Genomic DNA, 24,164 nt, shown 5'->3' with positions numbered 1-24,164 from the left:
GCTAGCCGAAATCCCCTGCCGCAAGTACAATCCTATTGCAAAGGTGCTTAAGTACTTAAATTATTAAGCGCTAAATATTTTAAGCTATTAGGCACTTAACTAGGATTGAGATATGCCGTTAAAGGATGACGTCGCCCAACTAAAAGCTGAGCTGGCACAATTACAATCGCTGCATTTATCGCAGCAATCTTCACTCAGCCGCCAGTTGGCAGAATTTTCAACTAAGCTCGATACCTTAAGTCAGCAAATTACGACTGAAGACGCCTCAGATACCACGGTCAGTATGGCAGCGGGTGCTGCATCGATTGCGGCAGTGGTCCCCGCCGCCGATAACGCGCCCACATTAACCTATGCGATACACACACCAATCCTTGAGTCCGCTCCCGTAGCGCCAGTTCCTGCAGAACCCAACCCATGGCAGCAAAACGCTGTGCAAGGAGACCCTTGGCAAAGAAACACAAAAAATACCTCAGCAGAACAAGTCGCTAAAACCGAATACCAGGCGCAGGGCCAACAACTGAGTGATGAAGTCAAATTACAGGCAAGCGTGCAAGTGGCGAGTCAATTTGATGACCTGTTATCCCAAGGATTAGCGGCCATCATGGCGCCCTTTGGCGCCATTACCGAACAAATCAAATCCTTCTACCATCATTATCAAGCTAAGGGATTAGGGCCAGTCTTCTTGATGACAGTTGCAGGGATCATCACCCTGACCTTAGGCTTTGGTTATTTACTGCAATATTCAATCAACCATTGGTTTTCAGAACTGGGCAAAGCCCTACTCGGTTTTGCCAGCGCGAACGCTATCATAGCCGGCGGGATTTTTATTCGCCAAAAACGCGCGGGCATGGCGGACTTTGGCTCAGGGATAGTTGGATTAGGCCTTATCCTTAACTTTCTCTGCGCTTACTTTATTGGGCCATATTTTGAAATCATTCCCAATAGCGCGAGTTTTATCTTACTGTTAATAATCACTCTGGCAGGTTATGGCCTGTCGATGCGCTTAGATGCCAAAGTCATTGCCGTCATCGCCTTAGTCGGCGGCTCAACCGCGCCTATGATGCTGTTATCCCAAAGCTATGCGCCGCTACTGTATCTTCCTTATTTACTGCTTATTGGTGCCGGCGCCCTTGCCCAGAGTCGTAAGTTAAAGTGGCCGCTATTAGTGGAAATCACCGCCCTGCTGCACATTGGCTGCATCGAAGCCTTTAGTTATTTTGTGCCATTGCCACTCACCGACTTTGGCGGCGGCAGTCTGCTGGCGCTTATCAGTATTAATGCGACCTTTTATCTCTACGGCATCACCGGCTTAATATTTACCCAGCAGTTTATCCATCAAGATAAACAACCAAGCAATACGCTGAGCCATCGTATACTCGCCCTGCCGATAGCATTGCTCGCCTTTGTGCTATTCGAATTAACGCAATTTACTGAGTTCGCAGGGGAAATCTTTGCGGTCAACGCTCTGATCTGTGCAGCCCTCTATTGGCAGCTAAAAAGCCGCTTAGAAAAAGCCCGCAGCGGCTTATTGTTAGTCTTTGCAGGAAGTTTTGCCGGATTCGCGGCGCTGTATTTACTTAGCCATGATTTCCTCGGCTTAGTCTTACTGCTCGAAGCCTTATTACTGTTATGGATTGGCACCAAGGAAGAGCTAGTTTCAGTGCGCGCCGAAGCCTATGTATTACTGCTGATGGGTTTAGGATTAAATGCGTTTAGCGTGCTAGATAGCATGACCCTTTTAGAATCCAGCATGTTAGATGCCTTAGCGATTTCACCTTTGTCGGCCTTTGGCTTTTCGCTGATAGCGCTGGCCTTAAGTTGCGCCGCCTTAGTCTTTGCCATTCGACTATTAACATTCACCCATGCGCCACTTTCTGCGTTAGAACATCAGCTTTGCAGAATACTAAAAGAACTATTAAGCGGTTTTTATGTGGCGACAATTATCCTCGCGGCTTACCTTTTGAGCAGCGATTACTACCTCGCCATTTTGCCACTGGTCAGCCTATTACTGCTGTATTTAAGCGCAAAGGACAAACTCGTTATCAGCGAATTTGCCGCTTGGCTCTTGCTTTTACCGCTGCTCTTTAAGGTCGTTGAAGGCATAACGCTCGCGGACAGTTTTAGCTTTAGCGCCCAGCCGCTCATGGCCAAACTGGCACGGATTGAGTTATTTACCGCCTTACTTTTGGCCCATTATTGGTATCGTCGCCACTATAAAGATGCCCGGTTTGCCAAAGCCGCTTATAGCATGCAAATCTGCTGTTATTTACTGCTGCCGCTTATTTTACTGCCCAAAGTTATCCGCAACTATTGGGAATATACCGCTATCGCCCTCTGGCTGAGCACCTTTATGAGCCTAGGTTTAGCCTATTTTGTTAAGCATAAGAGTTTGAACATAGAGGCCAAAATCCTCACTTGGCTAGCGGTTATGATGACCGCCTCGCTATGTCTTATTCACGTTTGGCAAGGACTCGCGGCGCTGGCCATTGGCGCCCTGTTTATGGGCTTCACCCTGCTTCGTTATCGCCAATTACCCGAAACATGGCGCCCCTTGCTGCAACTTCAATGGCAACTGAGCCCTTATTACTTTGCACTGGTATTGGCCGTAATCGTTTATGGTTTTAATCATTCAGAGCTAGTAGGAATAGCGATGACAGCATTAGCCTTAAGTGGTTATTTTGCATTGCTTATCCAAAAAAGTTTAAGAAAAAGAGCTGAAGGCCAAGCCTCACATAGCATGAAATTAACCCCAGTAGCCGAAATCCAAGCCGCAATAAAGGAAAGCTATCATCTCGCCTATGGCCTAACGTTAGGCTTAGCCCTGTTGCCCATCATGTTGCATTTTGAACTAACACTCGGGCTTAATCGTGATAATGCCTCATTTGTGTTAATCGAGTTTTTATCGCTGGCACTCCTAGCAAGGCTTATCTTGCAGCACGGCGCAGCGATACGCTTGCATAGACGTATCTTGCCATTACAAGGACTTAAGTGGGGTTGGCATCTGTTACTTGCCTTGAGTTACTTCATGTGGAGTTATAGTTTCGATAGCATGATTGCCGCCCCACTCAGCGCGATTTTATTGGTTATCCATGGCAGTGTGTTGATGTTTATCAGCTTAAAACCACAAAATGCCGATATGATCCGCCTCGCCGCAGGGCTATTTATCCTATCGACGCTCAAGGTGCTATTACTGGATATGGCGTCCTTCGAGCTAGTGCAAAAGGTCATTGCCTTTATGCTGATCGGGGTTATTTTGCTGACAGTGTCGTACTTCTATCAGAAGGCGAGAAATCGACTGCAGCAAGATTAACATCGTTTTAAAAGCACTAAAAAAGCCGCCATCGAATTGAATCATGGCGGCTTTTAACTGTTAATGATTTAATAAATCGATGGGGTATCAGCTATTCGACATGGGCTACTCAATAAGAACTACTTGCTCACCAGTGCCTTATCGAGCGCCTGCGCCACATCATTAATGATGTCGTCGATATGCTCAATCCCAACCGAGATACGGATAAGATCTTCAGACACGCCCGCCCTTGCCAGTTCATCAGCATCGAGCTGTCTGTGCGTGGTACTCGCAGGGTGACAGGCCAAGGATTTCGCATCGCCGATGTTCACTAAACGCAGGATCATCTGCAGCGCATCGATAAAACGTCCACCAGCAATTTTACCCTCTTCAGGCGTGGCCGCTTTAATCCCAAAGCTAATGATCCCAGAGGCTTTTCCGCCAGTGATCTTGTGGCAATTATCCTGATAAGGGCTGCTTGGCAACGCGCCGTAATTCACCCAACTCACCGCCGGATGCAACACCAAATATTCGGCTAATGCTAGCGCGTTCGAGCAATGGCGCTCCATTCTAAGACTTAAGGTTTCAAGGCCTTGCAACAGTAAGAATGCGCTATGTGGTGAAAGCGCGGCACCGGTATTACGTAGCGGTACCACACGGCAACGACCAATAAACGCAGCAGGGCCAAAGGCTTCGGTATAAACCACGCCATGGTAAGAAGGATCGGCTTGGTTGAGTAAGGCAAATCTTTCCTTATTCGCGACCCAATCAAACTTGCCTGAATCGATAATCACCCCGCCAATCGTCGTGCCATGGCCACCTATGTATTTGGTTAAAGAGTGGATAACAATATCGGCGCCATGCTCAAACGGGCGACATAACACTGGGGTTGCGACCGTATTATCGACAATTAAAGGCACGCCATGCTTATGGGCAATCTCGGCTAAACGCTGTAAATCGACAATATTGCCCGCGGGATTACCAATTGATTCGCAGAACAAGGCCTTAGTTTTGTCGTCGATCAGCTCATCGAGGCCTTCAAAATCATCGAAGGCCGCCATACGCACTTCTACGCCTTGGCGCGGCAGCGTATGGGCAAACAGATTATAAGTGCCGCCATAGAGCTGACTGGTACTGACAATATTATCGCCAACTTGAGTCAAGGCTTGAATAGCATAGGTAATCGCCGCCATACCCGATGCCACGGCCAGCGCACCTATGCCGCCTTCAATGGCTGCGAGACGCTGCTCTAGCACGCTAGTAGTAGGATTCATGATCCGCGTATAAATGTTACCTGCGACTTTCAAGTCAAATAAATCAGCACCATGCTGGGTATCATCGAAGGTATAAGAGGTGGTTTGATAGATAGGTACCGCGGCCGCTTTCGTGGTCGCTTCTGACTCATAACCGTAGTGTAATGCCAGTGATTCAAGCTTCATTTTGACTTCCTTCAACAGAGTGCTGTCCTTGATCCAACCAAGAGGATTGCACAAGATTTGTGCATGTTCAACAAGCTAACAGATAGACATCTGGAAGTCTAAAACTTTTTTAACCTCAGCATTTAACTTCTGACCGAAAACCCCAAACAACAAAACGGGCTAACATAACAGGCTCATATAAAAAGCGAACCTAACGAGCTAATATCACGAACTAGCGCGAATAGTTACGGATAAGTTCGGCCAGCACCACGACAGCAGAGACTATCTCTGGCGAGCACTCGTATGAGGCATTCAGGCGCATAAAATGGCGGAACTCGACCTGATTACTAAAGAGATTGCCGGGAGCTATACTGATCCCGCGCTCAATCCCCTGAGAATAAATTTGCGTGGCATCCATGTGTGCTGGCAACGCTAACCAGAGAAAATAGCCGCCCTGCGCAAAGTTAACCCCCACAGACTCGGGCAGATGCGCGCGCAATAACTGATACATGGCCAATTTGCGATCGGCTAACTTTTTACGTAACTGCTTCAAATGGCGTTCATATTGTGCCGACTGAATAAAATCGGCGATGGCAAGTTGCATGGGCGCGCTGGTCGATAGCGTCGACATAACTTGCAAGCGCTGTAGCTGCGGCGCATGCAGTCCCGCCGCCACCCAGCCGACACGATAACCTGCAATCAAAGACTTAGAAAATGAGCCACAGTGCAACACCCGTCCTTCGGTATCGAAGGCTTTTACAGGCCTTGGCGCACTGGAGTCGACATAAAGCTCTTGATAAACATCATCCTCAATCAGACTGACCTTATGCTCGTTTAGTAACTGATAGAGTGCCTGTTTTTTTGTATCCGACAAGCTACAGCCTAAGGGATTTTGATGTTGACTCATCAACCAGCAGGCTTTCACTGGGTAGGTTTTTAACACTTCCGCTAGCGCCTCGAGATCAATGCCCAGTTGTGGATCCGTCGCGACCGCAATGGCCTTAAGCTTAAGCCGTTCGATCGCCTGCATCGCGCCATAAAAGGTCGGGGATTCAATGACAACCCAATCCCCCGCTTGAGTTAGGGTCGCTAAACTCAAGTTGAGCGCCTCCATGGCGCCCGAGGTAATGATGATTTCGTCGGGTGAAATGCTCATGCCCAATTTGGCATAACGTTGGGAAATCGCCTTACGCAGCCCCGCATTCCCTGGCGGTAAATTATCGGCAGCAAAAGACGGTGACATGTGCCGAGTGACCTTAACTAACGAGCGCGCCAACGCTTGCTGCGGGAATAAACTGGGATCGGGAAAACCTGAGCCAAAGGGCACTATGCCCGCCTGTTTTGACGCCTGCAAAACAGAGAAGACGAACTCGTTAATATCTACTTTATCAGAGAGATAAATCTGCCGCTGACGGTCGGGATAGCGAAAGGTTTCTGGCTGCGGCGCCACTAAGTAGCCCGATTTTGCCTGCGCCGTAATCACACCTTGGCTTTCCAATAGCTGATAGGCATTGAGCACTGTCATCAAACTCAAACCCGAATCGGCCACAGTTTGGCGCAGCGACGGCAATTTGTCCCCCGCCTGCCAGACGCCTTGGGCTATTAGTGTCTTTAATTCCTGCGCTAACTGCTCGTATTTCGCCATCTGTTATAGCTCAATCAATATATTCTGTGTCTGTTATAGCCAGCTTATCCCATGGTCTAATGGCACACAAGCTTTCACCGTCGAGCCGATTTAGGGCTTAGCGGACACAGCATTAATGAATGCCTTTGTAACGAGACTATTATCTCTCGAGGAAATTATGTTTGATTTTGATGCCACTGTACTTGCTAGGATCCAATTTGCTTTTACCATCTCTTTTCACATTATTTTCCCCGCCATCACTATCGGCCTCGCCACTTATCTAGCGGTATTAGAAGGCTTATGGCTGAAAACGGCGAATCAGGTGTACCAACAACTCTATCAATTTTGGTCGAAGATTTTTGCCATTAACTTCGGCATGGGCGTGGTCTCTGGCATTGTTATGGCCTACCAATTTGGTACCCATTGGAGCGCGTTTTCCGCCTTCGCGGGCAGCGTGACTGGGCCGCTACTCACCTATGAAGTGCTTACCGCCTTCTTCCTCGAAGCGGGGTTTCTGGGGGTCATGCTATTTGGTCAGCAGAAGGTCGGCAAAAACCTGCATTTCTTCGCCACTTGCATGGTCGCCACAGGCACGATTATCTCGACCTTCTGGATCTTAGCTTCAAACAGTTGGATGCAGACGCCCCAAGGTTTTGAAATTGTAAACAATCGCGTCATTCCTGTTGATTGGTTTCAGATAGTGTTTAACCCTTCATTTCCCTATCGTTTAGCCCACATGACAGTGGCGGCCTTTATTTCGTCGGCTTTCTTTGTGGGCGCATCGGCGGCGTGGCATTTACTCAAAGGTAACGACACGCCAGCAATCCGTAAGATGTTGTCTATGGCGATGTGGATGGCGTTAATTGTCGCGCCGCTGCAAGCTGTGATTGGTGATTTCCATGGTTTAAATACCCTTGAATATCAGCCTGTAAAAGTAGCGGCGATGGAAGGCCATTGGCGTAATGAGGGCGATAAACCCACTCCATTAGTCTTGTTTGCCATTCCCGATATGGACGCAGAGAAAAACCACTTCAGCCTCGAAATCCCAGGGCTGGCGAGCCTGATTTTAAAGCACGATTTAAACAAACAAGTGCCAGCCTTGACTGAGTATCCCGCGGAGGACAGACCCAATGTGTTGTTAGTGTTTTGGAGTTTTAGGGTCATGGTCGGCTTAGGCCTATTGATGATTTTTGCCGGACTGTGGAGCGCTTATCTCAGACGCAAAGACAAGCTCTACAGCAACAAACACTTTCTGCGTTTTGTGTTGGTGCTCGGCCCCGCAGGACTGCTCGCGACACTAGCGGGCTGGTTTACGACCGAACTTGGCCGTCAACCTTGGGTGATCCAAGGATTGATGCGCACTCAGGATGCCGTGTCTTCCCACAGCGTTACCCACCTGAGTATCAGCCTAGGGATTTTCATCGTCAGTTACTGCGGCATCTTCGGCGTGGGTTATAGCTATATGATGCGACTCATCCGCAAAGGGCCAGATATTGCGGCGACAAGCCATTGATTTTAAAGTAAATAAATCTAGTTTTACTTATTCAGTCTTAAACATATTTAAGGGCTCACCATGGAATTCGATTTACCCTTGATTTGGTTCGGGATCATCATTTTTGCCACCTTAATGTATATCGTGATGGATGGCTTTGATCTCGGCATAGGCATACTGTTTCCCTTTATTCACGACGAGGACGACAGGGACATTATGGTTAATACCGTCGCCCCCGTTTGGGATGGTAACGAAACCTGGTTAGTGCTCGGCGGCGCCAGCCTGCTCGGTGCCTTTCCCCTCGCCTATGCCATAGTGCTCGAAGCACTGACCATACCGCTGCTCATCATGCTGCTGGCACTGATTTTTCGCGGCGTGGCATTTGAGTTTAGATTTAAGTCGGGTGCTGAAGCTAAACCCTTTTGGGATAAAGCTTTTATGTTCGGATCTATCACGGCCACGTTTTCACAGGGCGTAGTGCTGGGGGCGTTTATCTCGGGCATTTCGGTCAGCGAGCAGCAATTTAGCGGAGGTAGTTTCGATTGGTTAACGCCCTTCTCACTCTTCTGTGGATTTGGTCTTATGCTGGCCTATGCTTTGCTCGGCGCGACTTGGCTGGTGAAAAAATGCCAAGGCGAGCTTAAAACGACCATGCAACAACTCGGAAGAGCACTGACCTTATGCTTACTTATGACCATAGGTTTAGTCAGTTTATGGACGCCTTTTGTGCAGCCCAATATTGCCCTGCGCTGGTTTAGTTTGCCGAATTTATTCTACTTCGCCCCAGTGCCAATACTGGTATTAGCCTGTGGCTGGGCCTTGATGAAATCCTTGCGCCGCGATGATAACTATCAGCCATTTCTACTCACCTTATGCCTAGTTTTTTTAGGTTTTAGTGGACTAGGGATCAGTATCTGGCCGCACATTATTCCCCCCAACATCAGCCTTTGGCAGGCGGCAGCACCCGATAGCAGCTTAAGCTTTATGCTCGTCGGCGCGCTGATGATCATCCCGCTGATTTTGGTTTACACCTTTTGGAGCTACTACGTATTCCGCGGCAAAGTCACTAAAGATGCAGGCTATCACTAGCCATGACTCAGGTAAAAGAGGCTTACCAAAACGCGACCTAAGCTAATTTGGCTTAGGTCGCTAATTCACTTTAGATAACTTTACACATGCTGGAGATAAACATGACGACCCCAACTAAATCCCTCAGCTATCGACTCGGCTGGTTAGTGCTCATTTGGTGCACGAGCGTCAGTTGCCTGTTCCTCGTCTCCATGTGCATTAAAATACTGTTGAAAGGCGCGGGATTAACCACCTAAGTGGATACCCGATATTTACCATTTAAACGCACACATTAAGGCTTAATTCAGTTAGCTTGCATAGCATAGCGTTAAAATATACTTAAATCTTATAATCACCGAGCTAAGGGATTATTCGAGCGTACATTGTTTGAGTGAGTGCACTATTTGAGTGAATTAGTGTGCTATTTACTTAATACGTATTTTATCGCTAAGCTCGCTGTGCTCGATTTATTTTACGCGTGCTAGGATTAAATTGACTAAGATTGGCATCAACACCAACAAAGTTAATTTAGTGTTAAATGCATATTTCTGTAGATAAGTATATTCAGTAATATAAACTTGGTTGGGCTTGCATTATTTTTTCACTTGGCCTATGGTATCAACCAAGTAAACATGGCTTATTTAGTTAACACTTTACATTATTCGCCATATTGAACGCTTAAAAAAGCAACCCATAACACACACTTTTGACTGGAGATGTAAAACTATGTTTAGCACTGCATTTTCATCACTATTTCCCCATGTATTAGCTAGCACTCTTAGTTTAACCTGCTGCTTGGCTAAATCATTCCGCTTCTCACTCAAATTCCCAGTCTAAGCCGAGCGTCACTCGCGCTCGGCAGAACTTTAATACTCTTGTTAAATAAGCACTGAATCCAGTTATTCCTCTTTTTTAAATTCTTTGCTTGCACTTTTACTTGGTTATTTCAGAGGCGGAAATGGCATATTCCTTTTTTAGCGGTTTATTTCAGAATTTTATACTAAAAACCGAAACCTATTATTTACAGAACAGTTTTAATGCCTCCCTGCGCCCAACTGCTTTGGCAGGCGTGATTAGCAAACTTGAGCAGCTCAAGCATGATGTGGCGAGTGATAAAGTGACTGTAGGGCGGGAGATCCGCTTAGTTAATCTGCAGGATCAACAGGAGTATCAAATTAAGCTCGTGTATCCACCAAAGCATAAACCCAATGCAGGACGCTTCTCTGTTATATCCGATTTAGGCGTTAGCCTACTTGGGCGGTCAAAGGGCGAGCTGGCTGAAGTGAGTATTTTAGGCAAGCCAGTGCTGTTTATGATTAAAGATGTCAGTCTAGCGAAAAAACCTAAAAAAGCTAAGTAGCCAGCTGATTTAAGCAGCGTTATTTCTAATGGCTTTTAGTGGTTTATGTTGACTGAATCTACTCAAGTGTTGAGCCATTTTAGATGACGTAATTAAAGATATAGTGTGTTCTACTCCGTGACAACATACTTCAACTCGCTATTAGCGGCGGCTTCTAGCGGTACTTTCAACATAATAGGATAAGAAGGAATGTTATTTTGAAGTCATTAACTGGCCGCGTTATTTATTAAAGACAGGCATTAAATCAATTTAACACTGAAATTAACGCCATTTGCCACTATTTACACTAAGTCATGGCAGCGCTTTAAGGTAAAACAGCAAAGGGGTTAAGAGGTTTAGGTTCGGCACCTCATCGTTAAATTACGTTTTATGTGTCCTTTATAAATAAACCGACTCAATTTAAGCCTGAAATAAAAATTGAGCCCAACTATCGGAACCGAATTGCGGCGCGGAACCGGATAGTGACCTTCACTTTGGAGTCTATATCTATGAGTAAAGAAAAAAACAAAAAACCGCCAATGAAAACCTTAAAAGAGAAGCGTCAGGATAAACGGAACCGCCAAAAAGCATCCGACTAATTTATCCACCAATGTAAAAAACCCTTAAATCCTCTCTTTAAATAGGCCGAAAATAGGGTGCTAAATGCTTTGGCACCCTATTTTATTTCTCGGTTTTATCCGCTTAACGCCTCTCAACATCCGCTAGCGTTCGAATTAACAACAGGTCATTTTTCAACACACTAAGCTTATATGCCATCACACTAAACTTATGCGCCATCATAATCGACGGCGATACTGCTCCGGCGAACACTGGGCATACTTTTTAAACATCACAATATAAGGTGAGGTTTGGTTGTAGCCGAGCGTTAATGCCACCTCTTTAATAGCTAGCCCCTGACGCAGCAATTGTAATGAATAGATAAACTTATGCCTTTGCCTTAACTCGGTAAAACTCATCCCCAGCGCCTCTTGGCAACGACGGGCTAAGGTACGCTCTGTAGTGTGTAATTCATTGGCCCAAGATTTAAAGGTCTTAGGACTCGCAGGGTCGGCTTCAAGTGCCAGCAACAACGGCTGTAACAGTTTATCTGAGACTGTGGGCAAAAATTGCGGCAGAGCTTGGCCGATAGTGAGCTGATCGAGCAAAACCTCAACAAGCCGTTTATCCGCTGCCGAGTTTGCCACTCTAACTTGCCGCTCCCGTAGGTCGTTAACGATCGATTGGGCAATGGATGTCACAGCTAACAAACAGGTCTCTAGGGGAAACGCCGCAGCCCGCTCGGCAACGATATTCATCGAACAATAATGGATACTACGCCGAGTGAAACTTTCATGCTCTATCCCCGCAGGAACCCAAATTGCATATTGCGACGGAGATAAAAACCGTTGCCCTGCAGCATGTAACTCCATAATTCCACCGCTGATTAACTGCAGTTGTCCCCAAACATGTTGATGTTTTGGCGTTACCGTATTTGGCAAGAAAGCTTCATAGTTAAAGAAAATATCCGCAACTGGCTCTTGCTCTGCCGTAAGGGGATGATAAACCGTACGCATTTTGTCTGTCCTTAAAGCCTTCTAGCTCAATACATTCTCTCGTTTAATAGTGCTCAACTGGTTTAATAGCATTCAAGCAATTTTGCTACCCCATAGCACTCTGCCCGCCGGGGAACTGACCTTGTCTGATAAGCGATATCTATATCATAACCGACCATGGATAATTGCCTGCAATGATTATCTGGATGTATAAGTAATACGTAGTAAGCAGAGTCTCTCATTCTGAGTTACTCAGTTTTAGCCATGTAGACTCAGTCGCTTATGCCTATTCACTCATGTCCAGCCACGTAAACCATTATCGAAAGGCAAAATCATGTTGTATTTGTTTCCCCTATTAGCCGTTTTCATTTGGGCGGGTAACTCGATAGTTAATAAACTCTCATTTGGGATTATCGATCCTGAAGCCATAGCGTTTTACCGTTGGTTTTTTGCAATGTTGCTATTAACGCCCTTTGTCGCGGGTCGCGTGTGGCAAAAGCGCCGAGTGATCTTGCCGCTGTTACCTAAGTTCGCGACTTTGGCCATGCTAGGTATGGTGCTCAACCAGAGTCTCGCCTATTTTGCCGCGGCCACCACCACGGCGACGAATATGGCATTGATCACCTCACTCGTGCCTATGATCAGCCTGTTTTTAGCCGTTCCCTTACTCAAACAGAAGCTGTCGCCGTTAGCCTTTGGTGGCACACTGATCTCGCTCGTTGGCTTAATTTTTATGTTGAGTCACGGCGATATGATGAATCTTGCCATCGGCGTCACCCAAGGTGACTTGTTACTGCTGTTCAGCGCCTTTGTGTATGCACTCTATGGCGTATTACTGAAACGCTGGCAATTACCACTGCCCACTTGGGAATCGGTTTATATTCAAGGACTCATAGCTGTATTTATGCTGACACCGCTGCTGTTCAGTAGCCCAAGTATGGCGATCAGCACGCAATCGGCACCACTGATCCTGTATGCGGCAGTTGCGGCCTCGCTGCTCGCACCGTGGGCTTGGATCAATGGCATCAGCAAACTCGGCGCCGATCGCACCAGCGTGTTCTTTAATTTAATGCCGATTATTGCGGCGATACTAGCGGCCATTATCCTAGATGAAACCTTGGCCATTTATCATTACATTGGCGGCTCTATGGTCATTATTGGCGTCATGCTAGTGCAGATAAAACCTAAGCCAAAAGCCATCCCCACCTTAAGCTTGCCCCGAATAATTTAAGCTAAACACCTAAGCCCTGGCTGCACAGTCGGGGCTATTCATCTTCTTTCTATGGGCACAAAACTTCGCCCAGAATCCCATCGCAATTTACTGCATGTAAAAGCAATTTCATCAATAACGGCTAAGCTATTTATTAGGTTATTAATGGAGATACTCCTATGTTTAACAGTATTCGCGTTAAGTTTTCACTGATGTTTGCCATTATGGCGACAGCGCTCATTGTTATGGCCGTCACAGACGCCATGCAAAGCCGTGCGACGGTAAAACAGATGCAAGAGTTCAGTCAGTTATTTAATCCTGCGATTTCGGCGATTCTCAATGCCGACCGCGATCTTTATCAAGCACAGCTCAGTGAAGAAGTGTTATTAAGGAAAGAATTATCAGCCGAGAATCGCCAGAGTGAGATTGATAACTGGCAAGAAAACGTCGACCAAGCCCGTGACCGAATGGGCGAGTTTAAAAAAATCCTTAAAGACCATCTGCTGGTACTGCAATCCACCAATGGCTTTGAAGCGCAATTTTCCCTTTGGTATCAAGCCTCATCTGAAGTCATTAATGCCGTCAAAAGTAATGACTTTGAACGCGCGAAACAACTCCACGAAACCAAATCCAAACAAGAATTTAAAGCCTTGAGAAGCATCTATAATGCCGCAGGGGAAGCGGCCGATAACCGCGTCAAAGAGCTGGACTTGCAAGCAACTGAACAGGCAACCACCCAAACCCAAATTTCCCTCACCATAGCCAGCTTAGTGGCCATAGTCGCTCTGTTGATTGCCTATTTCGGCCCTAAAATCATCGTTAATGCCATTAAAGATATCACTAGCAGGATCAATGACATTGTTGATGGTGACGGTAACTTAACTCAACGGATCCCGATCAAACGTCAGGATGAAATCGGTGAGCTTGCCGAGGCCTTTAACTTGTTTGTAGAACAACTGCAGCAAATGGTGATCTCGATTATTGGCCAAACCAAGGATGTGAGCCAAACCGTTGAAAGCCTTGCGACTAAGTCGGCAACCACTATCAACATCAGTCATGAACAAGAGCAGTTTGTCGATACCATAGTCACAGCGGTCAATGAAATGAGTGCCGCCGTAAGGGAAGTCGCCAGCAATGCCCTGCACACGGCGACCGAAATCACTAAGGTGAACGACCAAACAGTGGAAGGTAAAAATATCCTTGCCCAGTCCGTTAATCATATTCAGCAACTGTCTGAGTCGGTTAAAAATGCCGTGACTGTTATTGAAAAACTCTCAGTCAATTCTGCCAATATTGCCTCAGTGCTCGATGTGATCCGCTCTATTGCTGAGCAAACTAACCTGCTCGCCCTTAACGCGGCCATTGAAGCGGCGCGCGCTGGCGAACAGGGCCGCGGCTTTGCCGTGGTCGCCGACGAAGTGCGTACACTGGCGAGTCGCACCGAAACCTCGACCAAAGATATTCAGCGTATGATTGAAGAGTTACAACGCGGCGTAAATGATGCAGTTAAAAGCATTGAATCTGGCGCCAGCCTGACTACATCAACCGTCACCCTCGCCAGCCAAACCCAAGATGCATTGGATGAAATCCTAAACTCCACCTCTAAGGTCAGCGAGATGTCCACTCAAACGGCAACGGCGACCGAAGAGCAAACCCATGTAACCGAAGAAATTAACCGTAACTTGACTGAATTATCCGATAAAACCAGATACTGCAACTTAGTCATTCAAGAGACTCAGCAAATCGTCGTCAACACTAAGGCTATTTGCAGCAATCTACAAAAAGAAGTGGCGCGATTTAAAGTCGCTTAAGATAACTGACTAACAATAAGTGGTTAGCGATAAGCTATTGAAACGAAAAGAGTGCCCAATAAAGCACTCTTTTTAATAGAAATAATCTAATAGGAATCCTGCAAAACAAAGCCTGAAGATAATAAAAGCTCCACTGCCGTATGCAAATTGCAAATTGCAAATAACGGTAACGATACTGAACCCAAGTTGTATCGATTCGCCCGTTAAAGTGCGAATAACAGTACTAACTGTTTAATGTTAACTCACAGTGATGATTGAATTTCTAATTCAATCATCTGCAAAAGCTGTAAAACAGCCAAAAGATACATCACTCAAAACTGACTAATCGACCACCTAAGTGGGCAATTCTATCAGTGACGGAGTCAGAACTTAGGTAACCTGCGACCTTAGTCAAGGCATCGGCACGCCAAGCAAAAGGCGCACTCACACTGACAATACGCTCAGTTTCAGTATCGATATTCACATCAGTAACATTGCCCGTTGGCAGTAATAGCGCAGGATAATCATGGCTTAAAGTTTGTGATACTCGCGAGCTTGCCAGCGCCATATTGCTCACGCAAATCTTTTGGCTCAATCCCTTTTGGCCGCGGCAGAGTACATTTAAAGAGGCACTGCCAAAGACTTTTAAATCCCCACCGGCATTGACCCAGCCACCGCCAACGCCCGCGCGGCGCAACTCACTCACCGCCATATCGACCGCATAACCTTTGGCTATACCATCTAAGGTTAAAATGAGTGGTCTAGCTAATCGCACTTGATTGCCTTTTATTTCAATATCCTGCCACTCGCCTTGCAACAGTAAAGGCATACCAAGATAAGCAGGCAAAGCGCCGCGGGACATCATTTCCCCGCCGACAGTACAATTGAATAAATTATTGCTCGCCTTGCCTAGCCACTTAGCTAACTTGAGCACCCGTAAACTGTCTTGGCTTACACTAATCCATGTTCCCGGCTGGCGATTTAACTGATTTAACTCACTGTCCTGCTGATGAAAACTCAGCAACCGCCCAATATGCGCCACACGCGAAAAAGCCGCTGTGATCGCGGCTTCTAAGGTTTTATCCCCAAGTGGGATCACACCGCCTTGATCTGGCAGTGACTCGGCGGCAATTTCCACCAGTGTTCCGAGTAATGGCTTAGCGCGACGTATCATGATAAAACCCACTGTAGTAGGAAGATCTGAGGGATCAGCAATAAACACTTCATCCCGTTAAATTTAAACAAAGCACTAAGAGTAATTAACATAATTTGTGCGGATTCTATTAAAGTCTCTACTTCAATACAAATTGTTGCCATTAATTTTTATAGGGACTTTAGATACTAGAGAACGTTTTACATTTAAAAACAATAGATTGCTTATTAAGGCTTTGTTAAAGTTATTTGACGTGCAATTGCTATAGCAAAGCTACACAAGCGAACTCAGTCAATACGTCCTCAAATGAGCCCTATTGATTAATGCCACTCATCATTTACGTTATTTATGCTGACTTACCCATCAACAACTCAAGCTCAATGGGGCGATAAATAGCCAGCTTACTCCATCACACCAGTCATTAGCTTAAATTTCACGCTATTCCATTCTGTTGCAATACACTCTGAATCAGATAAAAAACCGCTAACTTAACCTGAATAAAAACTGTTAAAACATTGATTATAAATTCAAATGTAGACTGTTCTTCATCTTATACAACCTATTAATAACCTAGCGATCACAACGGAAGTAAAAACATCTAGACGTCTAAATTGACAGGTTGGCGGGGATCAAATATGCTTTGCCTCAAGTTGCTAGGATACGATGCCGAAGCGACACTAAATTTAAGCGAGTTTGACTGCTAAGGAACCTGCGGAAAAAACTCTAAGCGAAAGAGAGATAACATTTGAGCAATCCAACACCAGCAACACAGCACAGCCCGGCATCTTTCATTGCCCTGTTGCCATTATTTGTTTTCCTTGGTCTTTTCATTGGCGCGGGTGTGTATTTCCAAAGCCAAGGTGTCGACTTCGCCTTCTATCAATTACCGAGTGTTATCGCCATTTTACCTTCGATTATTCTGGCGTTGATTTTATCAAAACAGAAATTGAATCAATCGATTGATACCTTCATTGGCGGTATTGGTCACAGCAACATTATTGCTATGTGTTTGATTTATTTATTAGCAGGCGCCTTCGCAGCGGTCGCTAAAGCCACAGGCGGTGTCGATGCCACTGTTGCTCTGGGTTTATCACTGATCCCATCAAACTTGTTGTTACCCGGTTTCTTCGTGATTGCGGCCTTTATCGCAACAGCCATGGGAACCTCAATGGGCACCATAGCTGCTGTCGCACCCATAGCCCTCGGCGTGGCCGACCAAGCGCAAATCGACTATGCCCTGATGGCGGGAGCTGTCATGTCTGGCGCCCTATTCGGTGACAACTTATCGATTATTTCCGATACCACGATTGCAGCCACCCGCACTCAAGGCTGTGATATGAAAGATAAATTCCGTGAAAACCTGATTTTCGCTATTCCCGCATCACTGCTAACCTTGATTGCCTTTGTATTTGCAGGCCAAGGCCAAGCGGAATTAGCGACGCAGAATATAGATCTCATTAAGGTCATTCCTTATCTGACTATTTTGATCTTAGCGGTGGCGGGTCTGAACGTATTTGTGGTCTTGACCTTAGGTATCTTATTAGCGGGCGCTACGGGTCTATTTACTATGGATTACGGAGTGATCCAATTTGGTAAAGATATTTATGCTGGCTTTAGCAATATGCAGGAGATTTTCATTCTGTCTATGCTGGTCGGTGGTTTAGCGGCACTTATGCAGCAACAAGGTGGTCTCGCCTTTGTGAGCAAACAGATTGAAAAGCTGATCACGCGTTTTTCAAAGGCACAAGGTGAAGCCTCATGCCGCGCCGCAGAACTGGGTATGGCTGGCATAGTCGCAGTGACTAACACTTGTGTGGCCAACAACACGGTTTCTATCGTGGTGACCGGTGATATTGCTAAAGACTTAGCCGAGAAACATGGCGTGAGCCCAAAACGTGCCGCCAGCGTCCTCGATATTTTCGCCTGTATTATCCAAGGTTTGATCCCGTATGGCGCACAAGCCTTGCTGATCGCCTCGACCTTTAGCATCACCCCATTGGCTGCGGTATCACACGCTTGGTACTGTATGATTTTAGCCGTAGTGGCCGTTGCGATTGTGATTTTCCGTAAACGTCATTAATAAGTCGCACTGTACTTATCGCTTGTTAAACAGCAGGTTGAAATAGCTAATTAAGATGCTGATAAGTACAATTGAAGGAGCCGAATTCGGCTCCTTTTTTATGTTTAAATTCATCAACCTTGGATTGATATGCGCCTCGCAAAATACCTCGCCCAGTGTGGCATGGGCTCACGCCGTGAAGCCTGCCGTTTAATTGAGGCCGGACGCATCACACTCAATGGCCATATCGCCCGCCACACAGATCCCATCCGTTTAGGCGAGTCATTAAATTGCCTCGACAATATTGAGCTTGATGGCGCACCCATCACAAAAACCGAAACACTCGCCTACTGGATATTGAACAAAGCCGTAGGCACAGATTGCCGCCTGCTTGAGCAGGATGAAACGAGTCTTGTACACTTGCTCCCCAAAGCGCCAAGACTCTATCCAGTCGGCAGGCTCGATAAGGATTCCCGCGGCCTACTGCTGTTAACTAATGATGGTGAGCTAACCCATAAACTCATGCACCCCAGTTTTGCCCACAGCAAAACCTACCATGTGCACCTCAACCGGCCATTCACTGATGATTTTGTTGAACAAATGGCAAATGGAGTTAGCTATAAAGACCTGCAAACCTTGCCCTGCCAAGTCCGCCGCCTCAGTTCGGACAGCTTTGAAATCGTGCTGACTCAAGGACTAAATCGCCAAATTCGGCGTATGGCCATCGCCTTAGGCTATAAGGTAATTGACTTACAGCGCGTCGCATTAATGACATTAACGCTAGAATCCTTAGCCGAAGGAGCGATGCGGCCACTCACCCCACAGGAAGTTGCAGTGCTTAAAGCCGCAGTCACAATTTAATGGCAGACAAATCGCGAATGCCCTCAAGCAGCTAGCCTCAATTTGAGACAAATGTCCGCGCGAACAATATTTTCCAATGAACGCCTCTGAAGCTAGAAACGCCCGAGTCATCTCAGGCGTTTTTGATGGAACGAAGATAGCCTTTCAAGCTGATAACCTTGAGCTACTTTTTATCCGAACGAAGCACTAATTCCACTCTGCGATTCAGTTTTTGTCCGGCGTCATTAGTATTGCTGGCGATTGGGCTATATTCACCGTTACCGTGGGCGGTTAATTGGGCCGACGGAATTTGAAACCCGTCACTCAACTGCTTAATCACAGCTGCGGCGCGCCGCTCCGACAGGCTTTGATTGTAACTCCGCTCACCCTTGTCATCGGTATGTCCAACCACATAAAAACTCATCGCCGGATGCTGCTTAAGATAGCTTGCCAGCACCTCCAGTACAGATTTGGACTCAGGCAACATGCGCTCACTGTCATAATCAAACAGCAATCCCTCCAACGTCGCCTTGCCAGTTTGGCTAATCGCATCGGTCAAAGCATTGAGGTCAATCGCCACTCGATCATCCTTCAGAGTAGAGAGTTCCATTACCCTGAGGGTAGTATCGGCAGGTGTGCCATCGAAATATCCTTGGGAATAGATATCGAAGTAAACATCGCCCTTTGCGTGACTAAGCTTAAACAGCTGATACTCCTGCCATTCGTCCTCTTTATCGTCCTTGATTAATTTGATGGCATTAATCAGGCTATCATCGTCGCCGCAAGCCGTGCCTTTGCAATGGAATACCCGCTCTGCTGCAAGCTTTTGTGCGGCTGCGGCATAATTGCTGTTGATTTCAAACAGGGAATAGCTTTCAGGCATGCGGTAGATTATCTGGGTGAGTTTGGCATCCAGCGACTTGGTCTGGTAGTCAGCTCCGGCAATGCCCACAATCACAGGCACCTGCGTAAAATTGGTTTGCTTATAGCGAGCAATGTAACTGCCAGGCAGACGCCCCAGCAAAGGATGATCTGCCGCTCCTTGAGCATCGTCACTACGCCTATCTTTAATCTCAACCTCTTTCGGCGCCTGCTGTAAAAAGTCACTATTGGCTTGGATCAAGTCTAGCGGCTCAGGGATAGCGTCGAGAATATCGACTTGCAGATAGGTATATCTGTCCTCGCGATTGACGACATAGATACTGGTGTAAACCTCACCGCGAGTACCTTTCAGTTTTGCCGCCACGTAAGCACTGTGATAGTCGGCATTCACGCTTTTAAGCGGCTTTAGCTGAGTTTGCATGGCTTGACCATCACCGCAGGTGACGGCCTGACAACTAAATAACACTTCAGCATTCAGCTTTTTTAGCTGTGCCAAATAGTTATTGATCACATGTTCAGGACTATACCCCTCGGGTAACTCAACGCTTTGTCGAGTCAATTTTCCTGATACGGGCAACAGAGTGAACTTGTCACCATTCACTGCGGTGATAAGTTCAAAGGGCGTAAAGTGGATTCGCTTTTCTTTAGGCGATTTGGCATCAGGAAAGGGAGTAAACAGCGATTCAGCATTCACCGCAAAAGTGGCGACACCGCAGGTCGCGGTCAAAAGTACAGCACTCAATAACGTCTTATGTCCCATAAAAAATCCTTTTCTGTGGGGAATCGAGCTCTCGCGAACCAACTAGATAGATAAAGAAATAGTGATGGGATAATACGATAAAAATTTTTACCTAGGTATTAAACGGCATAAAAGTAATACTTTTTATTGAAAAGAAAATACAGAAATTACACCGAAGAAATAAAGCGAGAAATATAAATCCCCCCATTTTTAAATAGCACACAGAAGTGGAGATGCCACGAACATACGAATATAAAAGAGCAGCTATGCCTGCCGCCAACGGTCACAGTTGCAACAATGCCAATCCTCACTAACCCACTCGCTTTTCATTCAGCTAAAAAGCTATTGCCCCATTGTTAGTTGCCTGAATCAGCTAGCATTTCAGATGCTGTACTAAAATCATACTTTTCTAACCCCTTATACAACATTCAGTTAACTTTGGTGTGTAAGGCGTTAGTAAGAAGATCTTTCGACTGGAGTATTATCAATTTTACTACAAGGTAAATTGGATTTTCTATTTACAACAATGACTTAGTGGTGATACCTTTGGTGGATGGATTGAGTATTCTAAACGTTATCGACTGCTATTTAATAATCGATTGCTAATTAGGAACACTATTAATATTGCATTCATCAAGTTTAAGGATTAAATAAAAATGAGTACTAATTCGGGTGACCATTTCGATGAAATGAATAAACTCATTGCAGATGTAAATACAAGAGATAAAAATGAAGCTGAAACTAGGCATAAAATTATCGACTTTGTATTGCACGACTTTCTTTCTTGGCCAAAGAATCGAGTAGCTGTTGAAGAATATATCAAGCCAGGTTTTGCTGATTACATTTTAAAAAAAGAAAATAGTGAAGATCAGCTCTTTATAGAAGCAAAGAAGGAAGGTATATTTTTCGAACTGCCATTAGCACACAATTCAAGTGAAACTCATTGTTATATTTCAATAAAAAAATTATTGAGCAATGATGATATAAAGGCTGCTATGCAACAAGTGCGAACATATTGTTTTGATACTGGATGTGAGTTCGGATGTATTACTAATGGACATGAATGGATTTTTTTTAAAACCTTTGAAAAAGGAAAGCGTTGGGAAGATCTAAAAGCATTCGTTATAAGATCACTATCATTTTTTATTGATGATTATACTAAATCTATAAACACATTATCCTTTACCGCCATTTTTGATAATTCGTCACTTTCTCCCTTGTTGTCTAGTTCACAACCTAAAGATAGAAACATATTTTACCCTAAAGATAAAATTTTAACTTATTCCCATCCAATCAATTCAAATAGATTAGCATCAACTCTAAGGCCTATTGCTAACCATTACTTTGGTATTATTTCAGATGATGATACAGATTTCATGGATAAATGTTATGTATCTGAGCGTGAATATAAAACTACTTATGATGGTTTACATAGTTTAATACAAGATTCCTTAACTCCTTATTTTCAAGAATATGGTGTATCGCAACTGACTGATACAGGTAAAGGTGGAAATTTAGGTGGGCGATTAACTAAAAACCTTAAAAAAGGAAGGGAAGGTGAAGTCTTAGTTCTTTTTGGTGGAAAAGGATCTGGAAAATCAACTTTTATCAAACGACTGTTACACCATACTCCTCCTCGATGGTTAAAAGATCATTCGGTAATATCAATAGTTGATCTTCTAAAGGTTCCTGAGGATAAAGAAACTATAAGAACTCATATTTGGAAGAGATTAGTTGAAACTTTAGATACCGACAACATCTTAAATTCAGAACGTAATATAATTATAGAAAATTTATTTAATGATCGTTATCAAATTGCACTGAAACAGAATTTAAGCGGTTTGCAACATAGTTCTGAATCATTCAACTTAAAATTGAATGATTTAATATCTCAATGGAAAACTGACTATTTATATTGTGCAAGCAGATTAGTAAACTACTGGGGGGAGCAGGGAAAAGGTGCCATAGTTGTTGTTGATAACACCGATCAATATTCTACTGATATTCAGGACTTTTGCTTTACATCAGCACAAGAGATATCTAACAGACTTGCTTGTGTGTCTTTGATATCTATGAGAGAGGAACGATTCTATGATTCAAAAATTCACGGTGTTTTAGATGCATTTCAAAACTCTGGTTTTCATATTAGTTCACCTAGTCCAGCTGAAGTATTTAAAAAACGCCTTTCTTACACAGTGTCGCTATTAGCCGACCCAAATCGAAGGGATGTGATAATTGGGGATATTAATAATGATTTTGTTAAAGATTGTCAGGTTTATTTGCAAATCTTATGTAATGAATTCGCTGATCAAGCTTCACCTTTAACTAATTTTATAAGTGCTTGTGCCCATGGTGATACAAGATTATCGCTAGATTTATTCAGAAGTTTCTTACTTTCGGGTTATACAAATGTCGATGAAATGATTGCTGTAGGAAGATGGAACTTTCAAATACATCAAGTATTAAAACCGGTTATGATACCAACTAGATACTTTTATGATGAGAAGCTTAGCGATATTCCTAATATTTATCAATTACGCTCTAATAGACATACATCTCATTTCACTGCGTTACGTATATTAAGAAAACTATCTAAGGGGACTGATAGCTCGACACCTTCGTATCATTCTATAGCCACACTTAAATCGTATTTTTCAGAAACCTTCAACATGATTGATGACTTCGAAAAAAATGTTGATTTATTACTGAAACATGGATTTATTGAATCTAATAATAGGCTGGATTCGTATTCAAACAATGTCGATAGTATAAAGATTACAAATTATGGTTTATATATGACCAATGATTTAGCTCATTATTTTACTTATTTAGATTTGATATGTACCGATACTGGAGTATTTACTGAAAAGACTTGCAACTACCTTACAGAAGCAGCAAGAAAAGAATATAGCCTATTCACTCGAGGTGAACGAATTGAACGGGTCAAAGTTAGATTAGAGCGTGTTGAAGAATTCATTAAATATTTGGAAATAGAGGAATTCAGGGAGAGAGCGAGCTTTAATTTAGATATGCCGCTTAACGAGATGTTTAGCTTTAAAGCTATGGAAGAGTTTAATTCCGAAAAAACAAGGGTATTAAAAAGCGCAAGGAAGCAACCAAATAAGCAAACAAATGGTAGGAAACGAGTAAAATAGCAAGGTGATAAAGTGAACATTTTCGAACGCTGATTGTTTGTTAAATGATTTCAACTTAATAGATATGTGGGGGGCAGTGTAAACTTTATCTAATGACCATATATATCCAAAAAAATCCAACCTTTAGACCTTTTACCATAGTTCGTATATGTCCAGGTACGTGTCTGGGGAATGCTGCTGACACGTTTATGTCCACACTCGTGTCGGGTCGATCAGTTCTGGCACGTTTATGTCCAAAAGTATGTTACGTAATCTTTTTCAATCCACAGGTTACGCTAACGCTAAAAAGGTGAGCAATGGTGATTGGCAAGACGACCGTCCGCCCCATGGACGGGGCGGTCGAGCATCCAAGGATGGACTTGCTGCGTGTCGGCGAGTCAATGCCATGGCGAGCCTATATGCGTGGATACCTGCCAATGCTAACCCACTAAAAAATCTAACTAAAGATGCAGGTCCTCCGGCACTACTTTCCAACACATTTCAGTCTAAAAAATATGTTGCGTATATACTTTCAATCCACTGGTTACGCTAATGCTAAAAAGGTGAGCTAATG

General features: G+C 44.7%; 16 protein-coding genes. 11 read left to right on the top strand and 5 right to left on the bottom strand.

The window, feature by feature from the left end; translation table 11 throughout:
- The first annotated feature begins 112 nt into the window (after positions 1 to 112).
- Positions 113 to 3,310 carry a DUF2339 domain-containing protein gene (locus NE536_RS13360; protein WP_261272994.1) on the top strand — a complete coding sequence of 1,066 codons (3,198 nt, stop codon included), beginning with the start codon at positions 113 to 115 and terminating at the stop codon, positions 3,308 to 3,310.
- A 119-nt stretch (positions 3,311 to 3,429) separates the two neighbouring features.
- Here NE536_RS13360 and NE536_RS13355 read toward each other — a convergent pair whose 3' ends face one another.
- Complete coding sequence (locus tag NE536_RS13355) at positions 3,430 to 4,728, bottom strand: O-acetylhomoserine aminocarboxypropyltransferase/cysteine synthase family protein (protein WP_012090043.1); 1,299 nt, start codon at positions 4,726 to 4,728, stop codon at positions 3,430 to 3,432.
- A gap of 211 nt (positions 4,729 to 4,939) precedes the next feature.
- Positions 4,940 to 6,352, bottom strand: coding sequence for an aminotransferase-like domain-containing protein (locus NE536_RS13350; RefSeq protein WP_261272993.1), 1,413 nt, complete (start codon positions 6,350 to 6,352; stop codon positions 4,940 to 4,942).
- 157 nt (positions 6,353 to 6,509) lie between these two features.
- Here NE536_RS13350 and NE536_RS13345 point away from each other — a divergent pair, with 157 nt between their 5' ends.
- From NE536_RS13345 to NE536_RS13330, 4 genes are all read left to right on the top strand, one after another.
- Complete coding sequence (locus NE536_RS13345) at positions 6,510 to 7,844, top strand: cytochrome ubiquinol oxidase subunit I (protein ID WP_261272992.1); 1,335 nt, start codon at positions 6,510 to 6,512, stop codon at positions 7,842 to 7,844.
- Between the two features lie 60 nt (positions 7,845 to 7,904).
- The gene (gene cydB, locus NE536_RS13340; RefSeq protein ID WP_107403925.1) at positions 7,905 to 8,912 is read left to right on the top strand and encodes a cytochrome d ubiquinol oxidase subunit II; all 1,008 of its coding nucleotides are present in this window, start codon (positions 7,905 to 7,907) and stop codon (positions 8,910 to 8,912) included.
- A gap of 101 nt (positions 8,913 to 9,013) precedes the next feature.
- A complete protein-coding gene (locus tag NE536_RS13335) occupies positions 9,014 to 9,148 on the top strand; it encodes a DUF2474 domain-containing protein (protein WP_006080444.1) in 135 nt (44 codons plus the stop codon).
- 701 nt (positions 9,149 to 9,849) lie between these two features.
- Entirely contained in the window at positions 9,850 to 10,251 is a 402-nt protein-coding gene (locus NE536_RS13330; protein ID WP_261272991.1) for a GreA/GreB family elongation factor, read from the top strand.
- 776 nt (positions 10,252 to 11,027) lie between these two features.
- Here NE536_RS13330 and NE536_RS13325 read toward each other — a convergent pair.
- A complete protein-coding gene (locus NE536_RS13325) occupies positions 11,028 to 11,804 on the bottom strand; it encodes an AraC family transcriptional regulator (protein WP_006083950.1) in 777 nt (258 codons plus the stop codon).
- Positions 11,805 to 12,117: 313 nt separating this feature from the next.
- On the opposite strand from NE536_RS13325, the gene NE536_RS13320 reads away from it, so the two are divergent.
- Together NE536_RS13320 and NE536_RS13315 are read left to right on the top strand one after the other, a co-directional pair.
- The gene (locus tag NE536_RS13320) at positions 12,118 to 13,014 is read left to right on the top strand and encodes a DMT family transporter (protein WP_261272990.1); all 897 of its coding nucleotides are present in this window, start codon (positions 12,118 to 12,120) and stop codon (positions 13,012 to 13,014) included.
- A 158-nt stretch (positions 13,015 to 13,172) separates the two neighbouring features.
- Complete coding sequence (locus NE536_RS13315) at positions 13,173 to 14,804, top strand: methyl-accepting chemotaxis protein (RefSeq protein WP_261272989.1); 1,632 nt, start codon at positions 13,173 to 13,175, stop codon at positions 14,802 to 14,804.
- A gap of 307 nt (positions 14,805 to 15,111) precedes the next feature.
- Here the strand turns inward: NE536_RS13315 and NE536_RS13310 are convergent, their stop codons facing one another.
- Complete coding sequence (locus NE536_RS13310) at positions 15,112 to 15,957, bottom strand: FAD:protein FMN transferase (RefSeq protein WP_261273005.1); 846 nt, start codon at positions 15,955 to 15,957, stop codon at positions 15,112 to 15,114.
- Between the two features lie 724 nt (positions 15,958 to 16,681).
- Between NE536_RS13310 and NE536_RS13305 the strand changes: the two genes are divergently transcribed.
- On the top strand, positions 16,682 to 18,016 hold the full coding sequence (locus NE536_RS13305; RefSeq protein ID WP_261272988.1) for a Na+/H+ antiporter NhaC family protein: 1,335 nt from the start codon (positions 16,682 to 16,684) through the stop codon (positions 18,014 to 18,016).
- A gap of 129 nt (positions 18,017 to 18,145) precedes the next feature.
- Positions 18,146 to 18,856 (top strand): 23S rRNA pseudouridine(2604) synthase RluF, encoded by a 711-nt coding sequence (locus NE536_RS13300; RefSeq protein ID WP_261272987.1) that lies wholly within the window; start codon positions 18,146 to 18,148, stop codon positions 18,854 to 18,856.
- 163 nt (positions 18,857 to 19,019) lie between these two features.
- On the opposite strand, the gene NE536_RS13295 is transcribed toward NE536_RS13300, so the two are convergent.
- On the bottom strand, positions 19,020 to 20,477 hold the full coding sequence (locus NE536_RS13295) for an OmpA family protein (RefSeq protein ID WP_261272986.1): 1,458 nt from the start codon (positions 20,475 to 20,477) through the stop codon (positions 19,020 to 19,022).
- A gap of 635 nt (positions 20,478 to 21,112) precedes the next feature.
- On the opposite strand from NE536_RS13295, the gene NE536_RS13290 reads away from it, so the two are divergent.
- Positions 21,113 to 23,611 (top strand): hypothetical protein, encoded by a 2,499-nt coding sequence (locus NE536_RS13290; protein WP_261272985.1) that lies wholly within the window; start codon positions 21,113 to 21,115, stop codon positions 23,609 to 23,611.
- 229 nt (positions 23,612 to 23,840) lie between these two features.
- Positions 23,841 to 24,143 carry a hypothetical protein gene (locus NE536_RS13285; protein WP_261272984.1) on the top strand — a complete coding sequence of 101 codons (303 nt, stop codon included), beginning with the start codon at positions 23,841 to 23,843 and terminating at the stop codon, positions 24,141 to 24,143.
- Positions 24,144 to 24,164 lie beyond the last annotated feature (21 nt).

The sequence above is a fragment of the Shewanella septentrionalis genome (assembly GCF_025370265.1).
GTDB lineage: Bacteria > Pseudomonadota > Gammaproteobacteria > Enterobacterales > Shewanellaceae > Shewanella > Shewanella hafniensis.
The sequence above is the reverse complement of the archived record's forward strand: the minus strand, read 5'-3'. Positions and strand labels throughout refer to the sequence as shown.

What these genes read in the sequence shown, in the direction of transcription:
- NE536_RS13320 (WP_261272990.1), top strand. Translation starts at nt 12,118, where the DNA reads ATGTTGTATTTGTTTCCCCTATTAGCCGTTTTCATTTGGGCGGGTAAC.
- NE536_RS13295 (WP_261272986.1), bottom strand. Translation starts at nt 20,477, where the DNA reads ATGGGACATAAGACGTTATTGAGTGCTGTACTTTTGACCGCGACCTGC.
- NE536_RS13330 (WP_261272991.1), top strand. Translation starts at nt 9,850, where the DNA reads ATGGCATATTCCTTTTTTAGCGGTTTATTTCAGAATTTTATACTAAAA.
- NE536_RS13310 (WP_261273005.1), bottom strand. Translation starts at nt 15,957, where the DNA reads ATGATACGTCGCGCTAAGCCATTACTCGGAACACTGGTGGAAATTGCC.
- NE536_RS13315 (WP_261272989.1), top strand. Translation starts at nt 13,173, where the DNA reads ATGTTTAACAGTATTCGCGTTAAGTTTTCACTGATGTTTGCCATTATG.
- NE536_RS13335 (WP_006080444.1), top strand. Translation starts at nt 9,014, where the DNA reads ATGACGACCCCAACTAAATCCCTCAGCTATCGACTCGGCTGGTTAGTG.
- NE536_RS13355 (WP_012090043.1), bottom strand. Translation starts at nt 4,728, where the DNA reads ATGAAGCTTGAATCACTGGCATTACACTACGGTTATGAGTCAGAAGCG.
- NE536_RS13285 (WP_261272984.1), top strand. Translation starts at nt 23,841, where the DNA reads ATGTCCAAAAGTATGTTACGTAATCTTTTTCAATCCACAGGTTACGCT.
- NE536_RS13345 (WP_261272992.1), top strand. Translation starts at nt 6,510, where the DNA reads ATGTTTGATTTTGATGCCACTGTACTTGCTAGGATCCAATTTGCTTTT.
- NE536_RS13360 (WP_261272994.1), top strand. Translation starts at nt 113, where the DNA reads ATGCCGTTAAAGGATGACGTCGCCCAACTAAAAGCTGAGCTGGCACAA.
- NE536_RS13325 (WP_006083950.1), bottom strand. Translation starts at nt 11,804, where the DNA reads ATGCGTACGGTTTATCATCCCCTTACGGCAGAGCAAGAGCCAGTTGCG.
- NE536_RS13350 (WP_261272993.1), bottom strand. Translation starts at nt 6,352, where the DNA reads ATGGCGAAATACGAGCAGTTAGCGCAGGAATTAAAGACACTAATAGCC.
- cydB (WP_107403925.1), top strand. Translation starts at nt 7,905, where the DNA reads ATGGAATTCGATTTACCCTTGATTTGGTTCGGGATCATCATTTTTGCC.
- NE536_RS13290 (WP_261272985.1), top strand. Translation starts at nt 21,113, where the DNA reads ATGAGTACTAATTCGGGTGACCATTTCGATGAAATGAATAAACTCATT.
- NE536_RS13300 (WP_261272987.1), top strand. Translation starts at nt 18,146, where the DNA reads ATGCGCCTCGCAAAATACCTCGCCCAGTGTGGCATGGGCTCACGCCGT.